We start from the raw sequence: 15,052 nt of genomic DNA, 5'->3' as shown, positions 1-15,052 counted from the left end.
GACCGTTTCAGGAGAATCGCATTGGCCAGTTCGTTGTCGATGGACGAACGTGCTGTGATCCTGGCCCCCGACCCGCTTGCCAGCAATGCTACGAAGTTGCTCGCGGCTGCCGGTGTCGACTGTCTGTGCGCGCCAGATATCGCCAGGCTGCAGGCCTGCCTGATCGAGGGCGCAGCCCTGGCGATCATTGCCGAGCAGGCCCTTGACGTCGAAGCAGCCGAACTGTTGAAGGGCTATATCGACCAACAGCCGGCCTGGTCGGACCTGCCAATCCTGCTGTTGACGTGCACGCCTGCGGCCACCTCTTCTAGCGCCACGCTTGCCCAGGGCAACCTGAGCCTGCTGGCCCTGCCTTTCGAAGATGGGAGCTTGCTGCAGCTGGCCCAGACAGCGTTGCGCAACCGACGCCGTCAATACTTGGCGCGCGACCAGATGCTCGACCTGCAACAGCGCCTGGATGCGCGTAGCGAGGAACAACCTGCCATCGACCAGGCCTTGCAGCAGACCCGCAAGATGGAGGCAATCGGCCAGCTGGCCGGCGGTGTGGCGCATGACTTCAACAACTTGCTGACCAGCATCGGCGGCAGTTTCGAGCTGATCGACCGGCGCCTGAAACACGGGCGCAGTGACGGCCTTGAAGGGATCCTGCGCAGGGGCCAGGAAGCCGTGTCACGGGCCGCGGTGCTTACCCATCGCCTGCTGGCTTTTTCGTCCAGGCAGTCGCTGCACAGTCAGCGCATCGACCTGCTTGCACTCCTGCAACCGCAGCGCCTTGAAGCCATCCTTGACCCACGGGTAAATCTGCAACTGGACCTGCCCGCAGACCTCTGGGCAGTGCAGGCAGACGACGAGCAATTGCAAGAGGCGGTGAACAACCTGTTGATCAACGCCTGCGAGGCCATGCCCAACGGGGGCTTGTTGCGTTTAGAGGCCAGCAACCAGAGGGTAGACACGCAGCGGTTCGCCGGCAGTGTGCTGGATGGCGGTGATTATGCCTGCCTGCGCTTCATCGACGAGGGCCAGGGCATGTCACAGAGCACCCTGGAACATGCCTTCGAGCCCTTCTTCAGTACCAAACCGGTTGGCCAGGGCATTGGCCTCGGCCTGTCGATGGTCTACGGCTTCAGCAAGCAGTCCAATGGCCATGTAGCGCTGTTCAGCGAGCTCGGCCATGGCACCCAGGTGGACCTTTACTTGCCACGCCACCTGGATACGCCACACCCCCAGGCAGCCGAACCGCACCCATCCCCTGCAGGCAAAAGCCGGAATGTGCTGGTGGTCGAGGATGATCCCCATGTCCGCGACCTGCTTTGCCAGTCGTTGCAGGACGAGGGTTACCCCTGCCACAGCGTCAGCAACGCCAGCGAAGCCTTGCAGTTGCTGCGTTCAGCGCAGGCGATCGACCTGCTGCTCAGCGACGTCGGGCTGCCGGGCATGAACGGCCGGCAACTGGCCGAGATCGCCCGCACGCTACGCCCGCACCTTCCGGTGCTGTTCATCACTGGCTACGCCGAGACGGCGGTAGCGCGCGAAGGGTTTCTCGCGCCGGGCATGCAACTGATCTGCAAGCCGTTCGAGCTCAAGCAGTTGCGGGCACAGGTTGCCAACATGCTGGGCAAGCCCTGAACCCGTTCAATCGCTCAGCATCAGCAGGGCCTGGTCCATCAGGCTGGCCAACGCGAACGGTTTGAGCATCAAGGCCGTGCCTGGTGTCTCGGACAGTTGCGGGTCCAGCGGTTGGTCGTTGAACCCGGTAATAAGCAGAATCCTCTGATCGGGCTTGAACATACGCATCGCCCTGGCGACCTGCCGCCCACTGAAACCACCCGGCAGGCCGATGTCGGTAATCACCAGATCGAAAGGACCGTGGTGGCGGAAGCGATCCAGCGCCGAATTCGCGTCGCCCACATCGCACACGACGAAGCCACGCTCCTGCAGGTATTCCTTCATCACCGAACGCAGGTTTACCTCGTCATCGACCAGCAGCACGCGTTGGCCACTGGCCCCTGTCACGGCCGGTACCGGCTGAGGGGGGGCTTGCACGATGTGTTCAAGGCTACGCGGGAACAACATACAGACCTTGAGGCCGTGATCAGGCGCTGGCTCGAGCCACACGTGGCCACCCGACTGGCCGACGAAGCCATAAACCATCGCCAGCCCCAACCCGGCGCCATGCCCCAAGGGTTTGGTGGTGAAGAACGGCTCGAATGCACGAGCCATATCCATTTCGGGCATACCATGGCCATCGTCCGTGACATACAAGGCGACATAATCACCAGGCGGGACGCCTTGCTCGTCGGGGAATGGCGCATCCAGGCGCTTGTTGATCGTGTGCAGTGTCACCAGGCCACGCCCAAGGCATGCCTCACGTGCGTTGGCGAACAGGTTGACCAGGGCATTCTCCAGCTGTGCAACATCCAGGCAGGTGGTCCAGGGTTCTATGTCCAGTTCCCAACTCACCCGCATTTCAGTCCCCAGCACCTGACGCAACAGCGGCTCCATGGCGGTCAGCTGGCGATTGATGTCCAGCGGTTTGGGTGACAACGGCTGATGACGGGAGAACGCCAGCAGTCGGTGTGTGAGCCGCATGGCACTTTGCACAGAATCGCTGGCCAGCGTCACATAACGGTCGATGTGCTCCAGGCGCCCTTGCTCCATGCGGCGCTGCAACAGCTCCAGGCTGCCGCCGATACCCGATAGCAGGTTGTTCATTTCGTGGGCCATGCCGCCTGCCAGGTGGCTAACCGCATCCAGGCGCTGGGTTGTCCGCATCAGGGTTTCGGATTGGCGCAAGGCCTCTTCATGATCCTGTGAAATGTCTCGGCCTACGGCCGTCAGCAGCGTGCCGTCGAAACTCGCCGTCCAGCAGAATATGCAATAGTGCCCGTCCTTATGGCGCAAGCGCGTCTCGAGCTGCTCGGCCCCGCGGTCGTTAATGAACTCCATGACCGCAACTTCCACCTCGGCCCTGTCGCCAGGATGGACAAGCTCCAGGACCGATTCACCGCGCACCTCGTCTTCAGTCCAGCCCAGAACGCGCTGCCAGGTCGGATTGACCGCATGCAGGCGCAAATCGCGGGTCACGATGATCATGGCATCGCGAGACAGCTGCCAGATGTGATCACGATCGGCCATGACGCGCTCGATCTTGCGTTCGAACGCCAACGCCTGCTCACGCCATACAGCATGTGCATCGCCACTGGCACTGGTTTCGATCACCGTGTGCAGGAACCCCACCACCTCATGCTGCTCATCACGTAACGGCGTGTAGCTGAAGGCGTAGCGGGCTTGAGCACCCGTTTGCTTGTTGATTAGTGTTAGCGGCTGGTCTTCGACAAAGTTCGAGCCACCTTCAAGCACGTTGAACACCCAGGGGCCGATGGCCTTCCAGGCTTTAGCCCATAGTTTGTCGAACGCCTGCCCCAAGGCGTGGCCGTCACATTCGAGCAATTTCGCGTAAGCATCGTTGTGAATCACGGTCATCTGGGCGCCCCAGACCACCGCGCAGGGAAACGGCGAAAGCACCATCATGTCGACAGCGATGCGCAGGGGGGCCTGCCAATGCGGCAGCGGCCCAAGAGCGCTGTATGACCAGTCGAACCGCGTGACCTGCTCAGCCATGCCCTGAGCCGTTGACGACCGAGTGGCGAGCTCCATGCCTTGCGCAGAAGGGTTGCGCGGTGTGTCGTTTACGAACACTGTCGGGATTCCATCATTGCTCTTGGGTAAAAATTCCGTTTGCGCATCATCGGCCCGACGGCTTGCCGCTGCAATAGTTGCACGTATCACAGCTTCACATCAGGCGCACCGCGCAGGCACTAGCATAGAGCCATTACCAGAATGGCGCCTTCGCAAACGGGAGCTATGCTCAATAGGTTTTCCCCGCGCCAAGCAACGCATTGCCCTTCAACGACAAACCAGGGAGCGTGGTGATGAGCAAGAAGATTCTGGTAGTACTGACCAATACCGCCAAATACCCGACCCTGAAGCGGGCCACCGGCCTGTGGCTGGGTGAAGCGGTGCATTTTGTCGAGGTCGTGCAGAAAGCCGGGTATGAAGTCGATTACGTGAGCCCCGATGGCGGCTATGTGCCAGTCGACCCGCACAGCCTGCAAATGGCCCCCGAGCTGGACTGGCAATGGTACGACGACAAGTCGTTCATGAGCCGTCTGGGCGCGTCGTCAAGCCCGGGCAAGGTCAGGGCTGGCGATTACTGCGCCATCTACTACACCGGTGGGCACGGGGTGATGTACGACTTCCCGGACAACCAACCTTTACAGGAACTGGCACGCAAGATCTACGAGAACAATGGCATCATCGCCGCCGTCTGTCATGGTGTCGTGGGGCTGTTGAACATCAAGCTCAGCGACAACAGCCTGTTGCTCAAGGACCGGCAGATTACCGGGTTTTCCAACACCGAAGAAAAACTGGCAGAGCTGGACAAGGTGGTGCCCTTTCTCACTGAGAACGAACTGGTTGCCAGGGGCGGCATCTACAGCAAGGACGATGACCCGTGGAAGCCGTTCGTGGTTTGCGACGGCCGGCTGATCACCGGGCAGAACCCCGCCTCGACTGGCCTACTGGCCGAAAAGGTCATCGCTGCACTCAAGCCGAAATGAGTCCTACACCTTAGTGGCCAAATTCGCAAAGAAGGCATGGCGTTAGATTACAGCAGGAAGGGTCATTGATTCATAGGCTCTGCATTGGGCTAGCCATGTCGGGTAGCCCAGTGAATTTGGGGCTGACCACTTATGTCAAAGAGCAGAACTGCAGGGCACAGCTTGGTAGAGTTGTTGCTGGCATTGGCAATCAGTTTGCTGCCCGTTCTCAGCGGGCTGATGATCTTGTTCTATCAGCATGACAAGAAACTTGAAGAAACCGCACGTATTTCAGTCAACGAAGCGATCTATTCCGTGGACCTGGCACTCGACCGAATACACGCATCGGCTTCGGCAGCACTGATGTTGGCAGGGGCTACCTGCGAGAGCGCCGAACCGCAATTGCTCGATCAGATAGCGAAAGCACCGCACTTGCGCTCGCTGGCATTGACCGTTGACGGCAGTACGTATTGCAATACCTTGAAAACGCCGTTTCCACCGGATCACATGTTCCCAGATGCACAATCGCAATTTCGTCTGGCGCTGGACCCGCCCGCAACACCTAATGCCGTCCTGCTCGCCTATCAACTTACTGAGCAGAATCTGGGCGTTATTGCCACATCCTATGGCATGTTGCTGCGCAATGAACTGCGTGCGTTTCAGACAGGGCTGACGTTGTTGCTCGAATTCGGAGATTTATACATCTGGACCGATGGCGACAGTCGCGATCCGGCGCGGCCATCGCAAGATGAATTTTTCAGCGAGGGTGTCTCGACCAAGTATGGCTATACCGTCAAGGCGGGCTATGCAGCAGGTTACTCGGCACGAGAGACGCGCCAGACGATGAAACAGCTTTTCCCCTCCCTGGCACTGGTCGGGATCATTACCGGCTCGATCACTTACTGGGGTTTGTTCAGGCAACGTAACCAGCGTGTTCGTAGCGCCGCCAGCCAGGGCTGACGGCGCTGCGCTTCACTTATTTGGCATTGAGCACGCCACGGCGCACCTGATCACGTTCGATGGACTCGAACAACGCCTTGAAGTTGCCTTCACCGAAGCCGTCATCCCCTTTGCGCTGGATGAATTCGAAGAACACCGGGCCGAGCAGCGTTTCCGAGAAAATCTGCAGCAACAGGCGCTTGTCGCCCGGCTCGGATGCGCCATCCAGCAGGATGCCGCGGGCTTGCAGCTGGTCGACCGGCTCGCCATGCCCCGGCAGACGTTCTTCGAGCATTTCGTAATAGGTCTGTGGCGGCGGGGTCATGAAACGCATGCCCAACCCCTTCAGCGCATCCCAGGTCTTGAGCAGGTCATCGGTGAGGAAGGCCACATGCTGGATGCCCTCGCCATTGAACTGCATGAGGAACTCTTCGATCTGCCCGGCGCCCTTGGAAGACTCTTCGTTGAGCGGAATGCGGATCATGCCATCAGGCGCAGTCATGGCCTTGGAAGTCAGGCCGGTGTACTCGCCCTTGATGTCGAAGTAGCGAATCTCGCGGAAGTTGAACAGTTTCTCGTAGAAGCCGGCCCAGTAAGCCATGCGCCCGCGATAGACGTTGTGGGTCAGGTGATCGATGATCTTCAGGCCTGCACCCGGCGGGTTGCGGTCAACGCCTTCGATGAAATTGAAGTCGATGTCATAGATCGAGCTGCCTTCATCGAAACGGTCGATCAGGTAAAGCGGTGCCCCACCGATGCCCTTGATGGCCGGCAGGCGCAACTCCATCGGGCCGGTTTCGATCTCGACTGGCTGGGCGCCCAGCTCCAGGGCCCGGGCATAGGCTTCATGGGCGTTGCGCACGCGGAACGCCATGCCGCACACCGACGGGCCATGCTCGGCAGCGAAGTAAGAGGCGATGCTCTTGGGTTCGTTGTTGAGGATCAGGTTGATGCCGCCCTGGCGATACAGGTGCACGTCCTTGGAGCGGTGAGTGGCCACCTTGGTGAAACCGAGTATCTGGAATACCGGCTCCAGTACGCCCGGCGTCGGCGAAGCCAGTTCGATGAACTCGAAGCCCATCAGGCCCATTGGATTGTCAAAGATATCAGCCATGTTCGTACCCTCATCTGCAGCGAAAATTAATGAATGCGTAGGATGTGGAACGGCAATGGTGGAGAGCACGGGATACCACGCACGCTGCGGGCGAGGAAGTCACCAATGATCAGCTTGAACCCATGGTATGTCATATGGACCCATTCTCGGCGGGGGTGATCCTTCAAGAACGAAGGACTTTATTGTTGTATTCGTAAATCGATTCTACATTGCGTAAATAGCTTTGTCGCGCTTTAGTTCGCCACCTGCGCCGACAAACGGCTATCCTCAGCACGTCAGTCATCAGGAAGATCACCCCAGCATGCCCCTCACGGTCAAACGTCCCGCTCGCTGGAGCTGGCGCACGCTACTGCCCTGGATCGTCGGCGTGGTGCCGCTTGCCTGTGGCCTGGCGGTGATGAACTGGCAAATCGAACGCGAACTGCGCACCCGCAGCGAGGCGACCACACGCCAAGTGGTCGAGCATGTCGATCACATTCTAGACAACCTGGCCAGTGCCGCGCAGGCCCTGCTGCCGCTGGCTGGCAAGCCCTGCGCGGACGCCCAGCTGGCCTTGCGCAGCGAGGTCACGCGCAATGCCTTCGTGCGTTCGACCAACCTCATCCAGCACCATAACCTGTACTGCAGTTCGCTGTTCGGCGACTTCGAGGAACAGGTAGAGGCCAATGACTACACCGATGGCCGGCTATGGCTGATGGATGGCAACTCGGTAACGCCTGGCCATGCCCTGCTGGTCTATCGGGCCAGTGATGGCGACCGCGGCGCGATCGCCACCGTGGATGGCGACCATCTGCTCACCGCCTTGCGCCTGATCGGCCCGGAGGAAGCCCTGCAGATCCGCGTCGGCAATGCCTGGATGGGCAAGGACGGCGTGGTGCATCCCGGTGTCCCACCGGCAGCCGCCGCTGCCGATGTAACCCTGGGCTCGGCCCGCTACCCGTTCAGCGTGCACGGCGGCTACGCAGCAGGCAAACAAGGTGAGGTGCTGCGCAGCCACTACCCCGCCCTGCTCAGCCTGCTGCTGGTGCTCGGCGTGGTGGCCGGTTGCGCCTGCCGCTGGCAGATTCGCCGGGCCAGTTCACCGCGTGCCGAACTGCGCCGCGCCCTGGAGGCGGACGAATTTCTGCCCTACTTCCAGCCGGTGGTGCGCAAGGGTGACTACCGCTGGGCCGGGGCTGAAGTGCTGATGCGCTGGAACCACCCCCGTGAAGGCCTGGTACGCCCGGACCTGTTCATCCCTTACGCCGAACACAGCGGCCAGATCGTTGCCATGACCCGGGCCCTGATGCTGCACACTGCGCAGAGCCTTGCGCCCTACACCTCGCTGCTGGAAGACGGTTTCCATATCGGCATCAACATTACCGCCGACCACTGCCGCGACCTGAGCCTGCTCGACGACTGCCGCACCTTCCTCCAGCACTTTCCCCCCGGGCGAGTCCGGCTGACCCTGGAGCTGACCGAGCGCAAGCTGCTCGAAGCCACCCCGGTAGCCCTCGAACTGTTCGCCAAACTGCATGACATGGGGGTGATGATCGCCCTGGATGACTTCGGCACCGGCCAGTCGAGCCTCAACTACCTGCGCCAGTTCAAGGTCGATTACCTGAAGATCGACCAGAGCTTCGTCGCCATGATCGGTGGCGACGCGTTGTCGCAGCACATTCTCGACAGCATCATCGAACTGTCCGCCAAGCTGGGCCTGGGCATCGTTGCCGAGGGGGTGGAAACCGACGTCCAGCGTGACTACCTGGCACGCAGCGGGGTGGACTTCCAGCAAGGCTATCTGTTTGCCCGGCCAATGCCGGCGGCCGACTTCCTCAAGGCACTCGCCACCCACCCAGGTGTCGCGCGGTTGCCGCAGGACGCGCCCCCTGAGATCATGCGCGGCTGATCCACCCGCTCACTCCCCCATCAGAGGCATTCGTGTCAAAAGGCATTATTTCGTCGGTCATGGCGTCCTGTCTGTTCGCCGTGATGTATTTCTATACCTCCTTGCTGTCGCCGCTCGATGGCGAAGAGATCTTTGGCTGGCGCACGCTGTTGACCCTGCCCTGCCTGACCCTGTTCATGTGGCTTAGCAAAGACTGGAAGCGCGTTGGCGAACTGCTCGCCCGCGTGCGCCAGACGCCGGCCCTGCTGCTGGGCATGCTCGGTACTTCGTGGTTGATGGGGGTGCAGCTGTGGCTGTTCCTCTGGGCGCCGCTGCACGGGCGCAGCCTGGAAGTGTCGATGGGCTATTTCCTGCTGCCGCTGGCGATGGTGCTGACCGGGCGCGTGGTTTATGGCGAGCGCCTGTCACGCCTGCAGAAAGTGGCGGTCAGCTGCGCCGCGCTGGGTGTCGGGCACGAGTTGTACCAGAATGGCAGCTTCGCCTGGGAAACCTTGTTGGTGACGATCGGCTACCCGATCTACTTCGTCTTGCGGCGACGCTGCCGCACCGACCACCTCGGTGGCCTGTGGTGCGACATGTGCCTGTTGCTGCCCTGGGCGGTGTACTTCGTGACCCAAGGGCCGTTGTCGACCGCCGACCTGCACGAACACCCAGGCCTCTACGGGCTGATCCCGCTGCTGGGGGCGATCAGCGCCTGCGCACTGATCGCCTACGTACTGGCCAGCCGCCTGTTGCCGTTCAGCCTGTTCGGCCTGCTCAGCTACGTCGAGCCGGTGTTGCTGGTGGGCGTGGCCCTGCTGCTGGGCGAAACCATTGGCCCGGATCAGTGGCTGACCTACCTGCCGATCTGGGCCGCAGTGCTGGTGCTGGTGCTCGAAGGCTTCAAGCACCTGCTGCGTCAGCGTCGGCGCTCGGTGTAAGGCGCACCTGGCGCACCCGGCGCTCCTCCACCGCCACCACGGTCATGCTCCAGCCGTTCCAGGCCAGCTGATCACCCACCATCGGCAGGCGGTCCAGCAAGCTCATCACCAGGCCCGCCAGGGTCTGGTAGTCCTCGGTGGCGCGGGCGCTGAAGCCTGTACGCGCCTGGACCTGGCTCAGGTTCAGCGCGCCACTGACGACAAAGCTGCCGCCTTCTTCGACGATCGCCGGGCCTTCCACCTCGCTGGCATCCGGCAGCTCACCGGCGATCGATTCGAGGATGTCGGTCATGGTCAGCAGGCCGGTGAAATCACCGAACTCGTTGATCACGAAGGCGATGTGCGTCGACTGGCTGCGCATTTGCTCCAGGGCGTTGAGGATGCTGAAACTCTCCAGCAGGTTCAACGGCGCTCGGGCCATGCGTTCAAGGTCCGGCTGGCTGCCGGTCAACAGCTCCTTGAGCAGCTCTTTCTTGTGCACGAAGCCCAGCGGTTCCTCGATATGGCCGTCGCGAATCAGCGGCAGGCGCGAGTACGGCGAGTTGGCCAGCGCCTCGGTAATGGCGTGCGCAGGTTGCGCCAGGTCGATCACGTCGACTTCGGCACGCGCGGTCATCACCGTGCGGATCGGCCGCTCGGCCAGGTTCAGCACGCCGCTGATCATCACGCGCTCACGGCGGTCGAACAGCACCTGCTCCTCACCCCCTTCGACCAGGTCGGCGATTTCCTCACCCACCTCGTCAGCCTCGACCCGGCGGCCACCCAGCAGGCGCAGCACGGCATGCGCGGTGCGTTCACGCAGTGGCCGGTGCTGCTGCAGGCTGCGCTTGCGGCGGGCACGGGCCAACTGGTTGAACAGCTCGATGAGGATCGAGAAGCCGATGGCCGCATACAGGTAGCCTTTCGGGATGTGGAAGCCCAGGCCTTCAGCGGTCAGGCTGAAACCGATCATCATCAGGAAGCCCAGACACAGCATGATCACTGTCGGGTGGGCGTTGACGAAGCGGGTCAGCGGCTTGCTGGCGACGATCATGATGCCGATCGAGAAGATCACCGCGATCATCATCACCGACAACTCTTCGACCATGCCCACGGCGGTAATCACCGCATCCAGCGAGAACACCGCGTCGAGCACGACAATCTGCGCCACGATGGGCCAGAACGCGGCATGGCGCACCGCGCCACTGGCCTGGGTGACATGCCCTTCCAGGCGCTCGTGCAGTTCCATGGTGGCCTTGAACAGCAGGAACACACCACCAAACAGCATGATCAGGTCACGGCCGGAGAAGCTCTTGCCGAATACCTCGAACAACGGCGCGGTCAGAGTGACCATCCACGAGATACTGGCGAGCAGGCCCAGGCGCATGATCAGCGCCAGGCTCAGGCCAATGACCCGGGCGCGGTCGCGCTGATGCGGCGGCAGCTTGTCGGCGAGGATGGCGATGAACACCAGGTTGTCGATACCCAGCACCAGCTCGAGGACGATAAGCGTCAACAGGCCTAGCCAGGCCGTGGGATCGGCTAGCCATTCCATTAGCGGGTACTCACGAAGAAGGCGTCACGGGGACGGAGGGGGGATGGCCGGGATGGCCGGGGACTGGGGGGTTCCGCGAAGGTGCTCATATAGACCTTGATTGAAAACAGGGACAACGATCCTACAAGCACAGCAGGTTTTTCTGATAGCGCGAAACTATTACAAAACCTGTAACAACCTTGCAGGAGACTTTTCTTCAATACACCCGCTGCCAGAGGCCCCAGGATGGCGCCATCGTCCAACACACGGAGTTACGGAACATGAGCCTTTCCCTTTCCATGGCCGCCTTTGCCCTTGCCGCGTCGATCTCTCCCGGGCCGGTCAATGTCGTCGCCCTCGGCAGCGGTGCCCGTCATGGCCTGCGGGCGAGCCTGTGGCATGTGACAGGCGCGACGTTGGGCTTTTGCCTGTTGCTGGTGCTGGTTGGCCTGGGGCTGCACGAACTGCTGTTGCGCTGGCCGCTGCTGGGGGTGGTGCTGCACTGGGGAGGCGTGGCGTTTCTGCTGTACATGGCGTGGAAGCTGGCCAGCGATGATGGCCAACTGGGTGGCGCCGATCAGCAGCGCGCACCTTCGGCCTGGCATGGCGCGGCGATGCAATGGCTGAACCCCAAGGCCTGGCTGGCGGCGGTGGCAGGGGTGGGTGCCTATACCGGTGGCGAACAGCAACTGCTGTGGTTGTTCACCTGGATCTACGGGCCGATCTGTTTCGTTTCGGTGGCCTGCTGGGCCTGGGCTGGCAGTGTGATTCGCCAGTATCTGCGCGAGCCGCGGTATCTGCAGTGGCTGAATCGGGGGCTGGCAGTATTGCTGGTGGGGAGTGCGGTTTATCTGCTGGTTTGATAATGCCCGGGGGTCGCCGCCAGGTGCTGCTTGAACGCCCGCTGCAGATGCGCCTGGTCGGCGAAGCCCGCCTCCAGTGCCACCTCGGCGATCGCCCGGCCCTTGCGCAGTTGCGCCCGTGCAAGCTGCACCCGCTGATCCAGCAGGTAACCGTGAGGCGTCAGGCCGAAGCGCTGGCGGAACGCACGGATCAGGTAGGACCGGGACAGGCCGCAAGCGGCGCAGATATCTGCCAGGCACAACGGGTCGCCGCGGTGCGCTCGCATGAACGCCGCCGCGGCATCCAATTGTGGATGTTCGCTTGCCACCTTGTGCGCACTGGGCTGCAGATAGCCGGGAAGATCGGCGAAAAAAGCGGCCAAGCGTGCTTCTCGATCACTCAGTTCAGCGTCGAACAAGTCGGCAAACAGTTGCAGCAACCGGCTGTACAACCCAGCGCAATGGGTGAAGGTCTGCGTTGGCAATACGAAGCCCCGAGCCTGCAACCACGGCATGTCGACGAACAGCATCAGGTATGACCAAGGCTGCCCGGCAATCGGGTTGCAGGTGTGTACCACACCTGGGTTCATCAATACCGTGGTCCCGGCCATCACCTCGACCTGGCTGGCGCCGCTCAGGTAGGTACTGCAACCAGCGGTGATCACGCCGATGGAAAAGCTCTCATGGGAATGGGCGGCATAACAGACCTTGCGCCCATCCCCCACGCGCCGCGCTTCGACGAAGGGCAATGCCGGATCCCGCCAGAACCGCGATACCTCGATCATCGCCCTGCCCTCATTCGCCGCTGTGCTGCACCACCACCAGCAGCTGCGCCGGCTGCTCGCCGACCGAGCGCAAGCGGTGCGGGGTCTGGGCATTGAAGTGCAGCGCATCGCCCTGCTCCAGCAACACCCGCTCATTCATGAAGTCGACCTCCACCTGGCCGGCGTGGACGAACAAAAACTCCTCACCCTCATGCTCCTTGAAGGTCGGGTCGCTGAACTCGGTCGGCGGCTGGATCAGGAACGGCAACAAGCTGTGCTGCCCGAACTGGCGGGTCAACGCTGCGTAGCCCGGCCCGTGGCCATCGCCCACCAACGGCTGGCGCTCGCCCTTGCGGACCAGGCTGTAACGGCTCTGCCCGGCCTGCTCTTCGGCGAACAACTCTTCGACATTGACATTCAGCGCCCGCGCCAGCTTTAGCGCAGCAGCAATTGACGGCGTGTTCAGCCCACGCTCGACCTTGGACAGGTAGCTCTTGGTCATGCCGGATTTTTCGGCCAGTGCCTCAAGCGTGACGCCAAGTTTTTTTCTCAACACTTTCAATCGGTTAGACATGCGACGCGATATTCCCGGGTCCACAGGCTTGTCTATGACACTTTGTGTCATATAGGATTATTTGTGTCACGCACTGACAGGTTCCTCGACCGACCAAAGCTTTGGAACCGGCCAGCGCTGACATCGCGCATCACGCCACAGAGGAAAACCCCATGGCCAAGACCCTGACACACAGCAAGGACCAACTGGTCCAGCAGGCGCTGACGCAGATGCAAGGCTCGCTAGCCGATAATACGTGGACTGTGCGGGAAAAGCTGGCCCTGACCTGCCGAATTCTTTTCGACCACGGCCACGACTCCGGTCTGGCCGGGCAGATCAGCGCCCGCGGCCCGCAACCTGGCACCTTCTACACCCAACAACTGGGCCTGGGTTTTGATGAAATCAGCGCCAGCAACCTGTTGTTGGTCAACGAGGACCTCGAAGTGCTCGAGGGCCAGGGCATGCCCAACCCGGCCAATCGCTTCCACAGCTGGGTGTACCGCGCCCGGCCGGATGTGAACTGCATCATCCACACCCACCCTACCCATGTCGCCGCCCTGTCGATGCTGGAAGTCCCGCTGCAGGTCTCGCACATGGACCTGTGCCCGCTGTACGACGATTGCGCCTTCCTCGAAGCCTGGCCAGGCGTGCCGGTGGGCAATGAGGAAGGCGCAATCATCAGCGCCGCACTGGGGGACAAGCGCGCCATACTGCTCTCGCACCATGGCCAATTGTCCACCGGCACCAGCATCGAACAGGCCTGCGTGTATGCCCAGCTGATCGAGCGCGCAGCGCGCCTGCAACTGCTGGCGATGTCGGCCGGCACCGTCAAGCCCATCGCCCCGGCACTGGGCCGCGAAGCCCACGACTGGATCGACCGGCCCAAGCGCCACGCCGCTGCCTTCAACTATTTTGCCCGGCAGAGCCTGCGCGCCCACGCCGACTGCCTGAACTGACCCCTGATTGCCTTGCTTGCGGAGCCTATCACCATGAACACTGAATTCCACGGCATCATCGGCTACACCATCACCCCCTTCCGCGCGGGCGGCGAACAGCTCGACCTGCCTGCACTTGGCCTGTCCATCGAACGCCTGATCGACGGTGGCGTGCAGGCCATCGCGCCGCTGGGCAGTACCGGCGAAGGCGCCTACCTGAGCGACAGCGAATGGCAGCAGGTGGCCGAGTACAGCCTTGCCCAGATCGACAAGCGGGTGCCAAGCATCGTCAGCGTCTCCGACCTGACCACTGCCGGCGCCGTGCGCCGCGCGCGCTTTGCCCAGGCCCATGGCGCCATTGCGGTGATGGTACTCCCGGCCGCCTACTGGAAGCTCAGCGAGGCCGAGATCCTCCAGCACTACCGCGCTATCGGTGACGCCATCGATATCCCGATCATGCTCTACAACAACCCCGCCACCAGCGGCACCGACATGTCGGTGGAGCTGATCCTGCGCATCGTCCGCGAAGTGGCCAATGTGACCATGGTCAAGGAGAGCACCGGCGACATCCAGCGCATGCACAAGCTGCAGTTGCTGGGTGAAGGCCAGGTACCGTTCTACAACGGCTGCAACCCGCTGGCGCTGGAAGCGTTCGTGGCCGGGGCCAAGGGCTGGTGCACGGCGGCGCCGAACTTGATTCCAGCGTTGAACCAGGCGCTCTACCAGGCTGTTCTAGGGGGCGACCTGGCGCGGGCCAGGGCGTTGTTCTATCAGCAGCTGCCGTTGCTCGACTTCATTCTCAAGGGCGGGTTGCCTGCGACCATCAAGGCGGGCCTGGGGCTGACCGGGTTGCCGGTGGGTGAGCCACGCAAGCCGGTGTTCGGGCTGGATGAGAACGGTCGAGCGACCCTGGCGGCATTGCTGGCAACGCTGGCTGATTGAAAACCTGCACCGGCTTCTTCGCGAGTTCAACCGAGAAGAAGCCG

13 protein-coding genes are annotated in these 15,052 nt (G+C 61.9%); 8 read left to right on the top strand and 5 right to left on the bottom strand.

The features are described from left to right. The first annotated feature begins 21 nt into the window (after window positions 1-21). Window positions 22-1,626 (top strand): response regulator, encoded by a 1,605-nt coding sequence (locus tag ABE528_RS20015; RefSeq protein WP_346653878.1) that lies wholly within the window; start codon window positions 22-24, stop codon window positions 1,624-1,626. 6 nt (window positions 1,627-1,632) lie between these two features. Here ABE528_RS20015 and ABE528_RS20010 read toward each other — a convergent pair whose 3' ends face one another. Beyond that, window positions 1,633-3,657: a response regulator gene (locus tag ABE528_RS20010; RefSeq protein WP_346653911.1), complete on the bottom strand. Its 2,025-nt coding sequence runs from the start codon at window positions 3,655-3,657 to the stop codon at window positions 1,633-1,635. A gap of 275 nt (window positions 3,658-3,932) precedes the next feature. Here ABE528_RS20010 and ABE528_RS20005 point away from each other — a divergent pair, with 275 nt between their 5' ends. Together ABE528_RS20005 and ABE528_RS20000 are read left to right on the top strand one after the other, a co-directional pair. After that, window positions 3,933-4,619 (top strand): type 1 glutamine amidotransferase domain-containing protein, encoded by a 687-nt coding sequence (locus tag ABE528_RS20005; RefSeq protein ID WP_152957902.1) that lies wholly within the window; start codon window positions 3,933-3,935, stop codon window positions 4,617-4,619. Between the two features lie 162 nt (window positions 4,620-4,781). After that, window positions 4,782-5,558, top strand: coding sequence for a CSS-motif domain-containing protein (locus tag ABE528_RS20000; protein WP_256669386.1), 777 nt, complete (start codon window positions 4,782-4,784; stop codon window positions 5,556-5,558). Window positions 5,559-5,574: 16 nt separating this feature from the next. Here the strand turns inward: ABE528_RS20000 and hppD are convergent, their stop codons facing one another. Continuing rightward, window positions 5,575-6,651, bottom strand: coding sequence for a 4-hydroxyphenylpyruvate dioxygenase (gene hppD / locus ABE528_RS19995; protein WP_346653877.1), 1,077 nt, complete (start codon window positions 6,649-6,651; stop codon window positions 5,575-5,577). A gap of 301 nt (window positions 6,652-6,952) precedes the next feature. Between hppD and ABE528_RS19990 the strand changes: the two genes are divergently transcribed. Then, the gene (locus ABE528_RS19990) at window positions 6,953-8,539 is read left to right on the top strand and encodes a cyclic diguanylate phosphodiesterase (RefSeq protein WP_346653876.1); all 1,587 of its coding nucleotides are present in this window, start codon (window positions 6,953-6,955) and stop codon (window positions 8,537-8,539) included. A 32-nt stretch (window positions 8,540-8,571) separates the two neighbouring features. Beyond that, window positions 8,572-9,459: an EamA family transporter RarD gene (gene rarD, locus ABE528_RS19985; protein ID WP_346653875.1), complete on the top strand. Its 888-nt coding sequence runs from the start codon at window positions 8,572-8,574 to the stop codon at window positions 9,457-9,459. Here rarD and ABE528_RS19980 read toward each other — a convergent pair. Next, window positions 9,422-10,993, bottom strand: a complete 1,572-nt coding sequence (locus tag ABE528_RS19980; RefSeq protein ID WP_152957897.1) for a TerC family protein — start codon at window positions 10,991-10,993, stop codon at window positions 9,422-9,424. The genes rarD and ABE528_RS19980 overlap by 38 nt on opposite strands. A gap of 260 nt (window positions 10,994-11,253) precedes the next feature. Here ABE528_RS19980 and ABE528_RS19975 point away from each other — a divergent pair, with 260 nt between their 5' ends. Then, window positions 11,254-11,835: a LysE family translocator gene (locus ABE528_RS19975; RefSeq protein ID WP_152957896.1), complete on the top strand. Its 582-nt coding sequence runs from the start codon at window positions 11,254-11,256 to the stop codon at window positions 11,833-11,835. Here ABE528_RS19975 and ABE528_RS19970 read toward each other — a convergent pair. Beyond that, window positions 11,820-12,599 (bottom strand): AraC family transcriptional regulator, encoded by a 780-nt coding sequence (locus tag ABE528_RS19970; protein ID WP_346653874.1) that lies wholly within the window; start codon window positions 12,597-12,599, stop codon window positions 11,820-11,822. The genes ABE528_RS19975 and ABE528_RS19970 overlap by 16 nt on opposite strands. A 10-nt stretch (window positions 12,600-12,609) precedes the next feature. Further along, window positions 12,610-13,152, bottom strand: coding sequence for a helix-turn-helix domain-containing protein (locus ABE528_RS19965; RefSeq protein ID WP_346653873.1), 543 nt, complete (start codon window positions 13,150-13,152; stop codon window positions 12,610-12,612). 152 nt (window positions 13,153-13,304) lie between these two features. On the opposite strand from ABE528_RS19965, the gene ABE528_RS19960 reads away from it, so the two are divergent. Beyond that, window positions 13,305-14,087, top strand: coding sequence for an aldolase (locus ABE528_RS19960; protein ID WP_152957893.1), 783 nt, complete (start codon window positions 13,305-13,307; stop codon window positions 14,085-14,087). A 33-nt stretch (window positions 14,088-14,120) separates the two neighbouring features. Further along, window positions 14,121-15,008 carry a dihydrodipicolinate synthase family protein gene (locus ABE528_RS19955; RefSeq protein ID WP_346653872.1) on the top strand — a complete coding sequence of 296 codons (888 nt, stop codon included), beginning with the start codon at window positions 14,121-14,123 and terminating at the stop codon, window positions 15,006-15,008. Window positions 15,009-15,052: the final 44 nt, after the last annotated feature.

This window comes from Pseudomonas sp. TWI628, from assembly GCF_039673865.1.
Classification (GTDB): domain Bacteria; phylum Pseudomonadota; class Gammaproteobacteria; order Pseudomonadales; family Pseudomonadaceae; genus Aquipseudomonas.
Note: the sequence above shows the minus strand (reverse complement) of the source record. Positions and strands in the feature narration are given on the sequence as shown.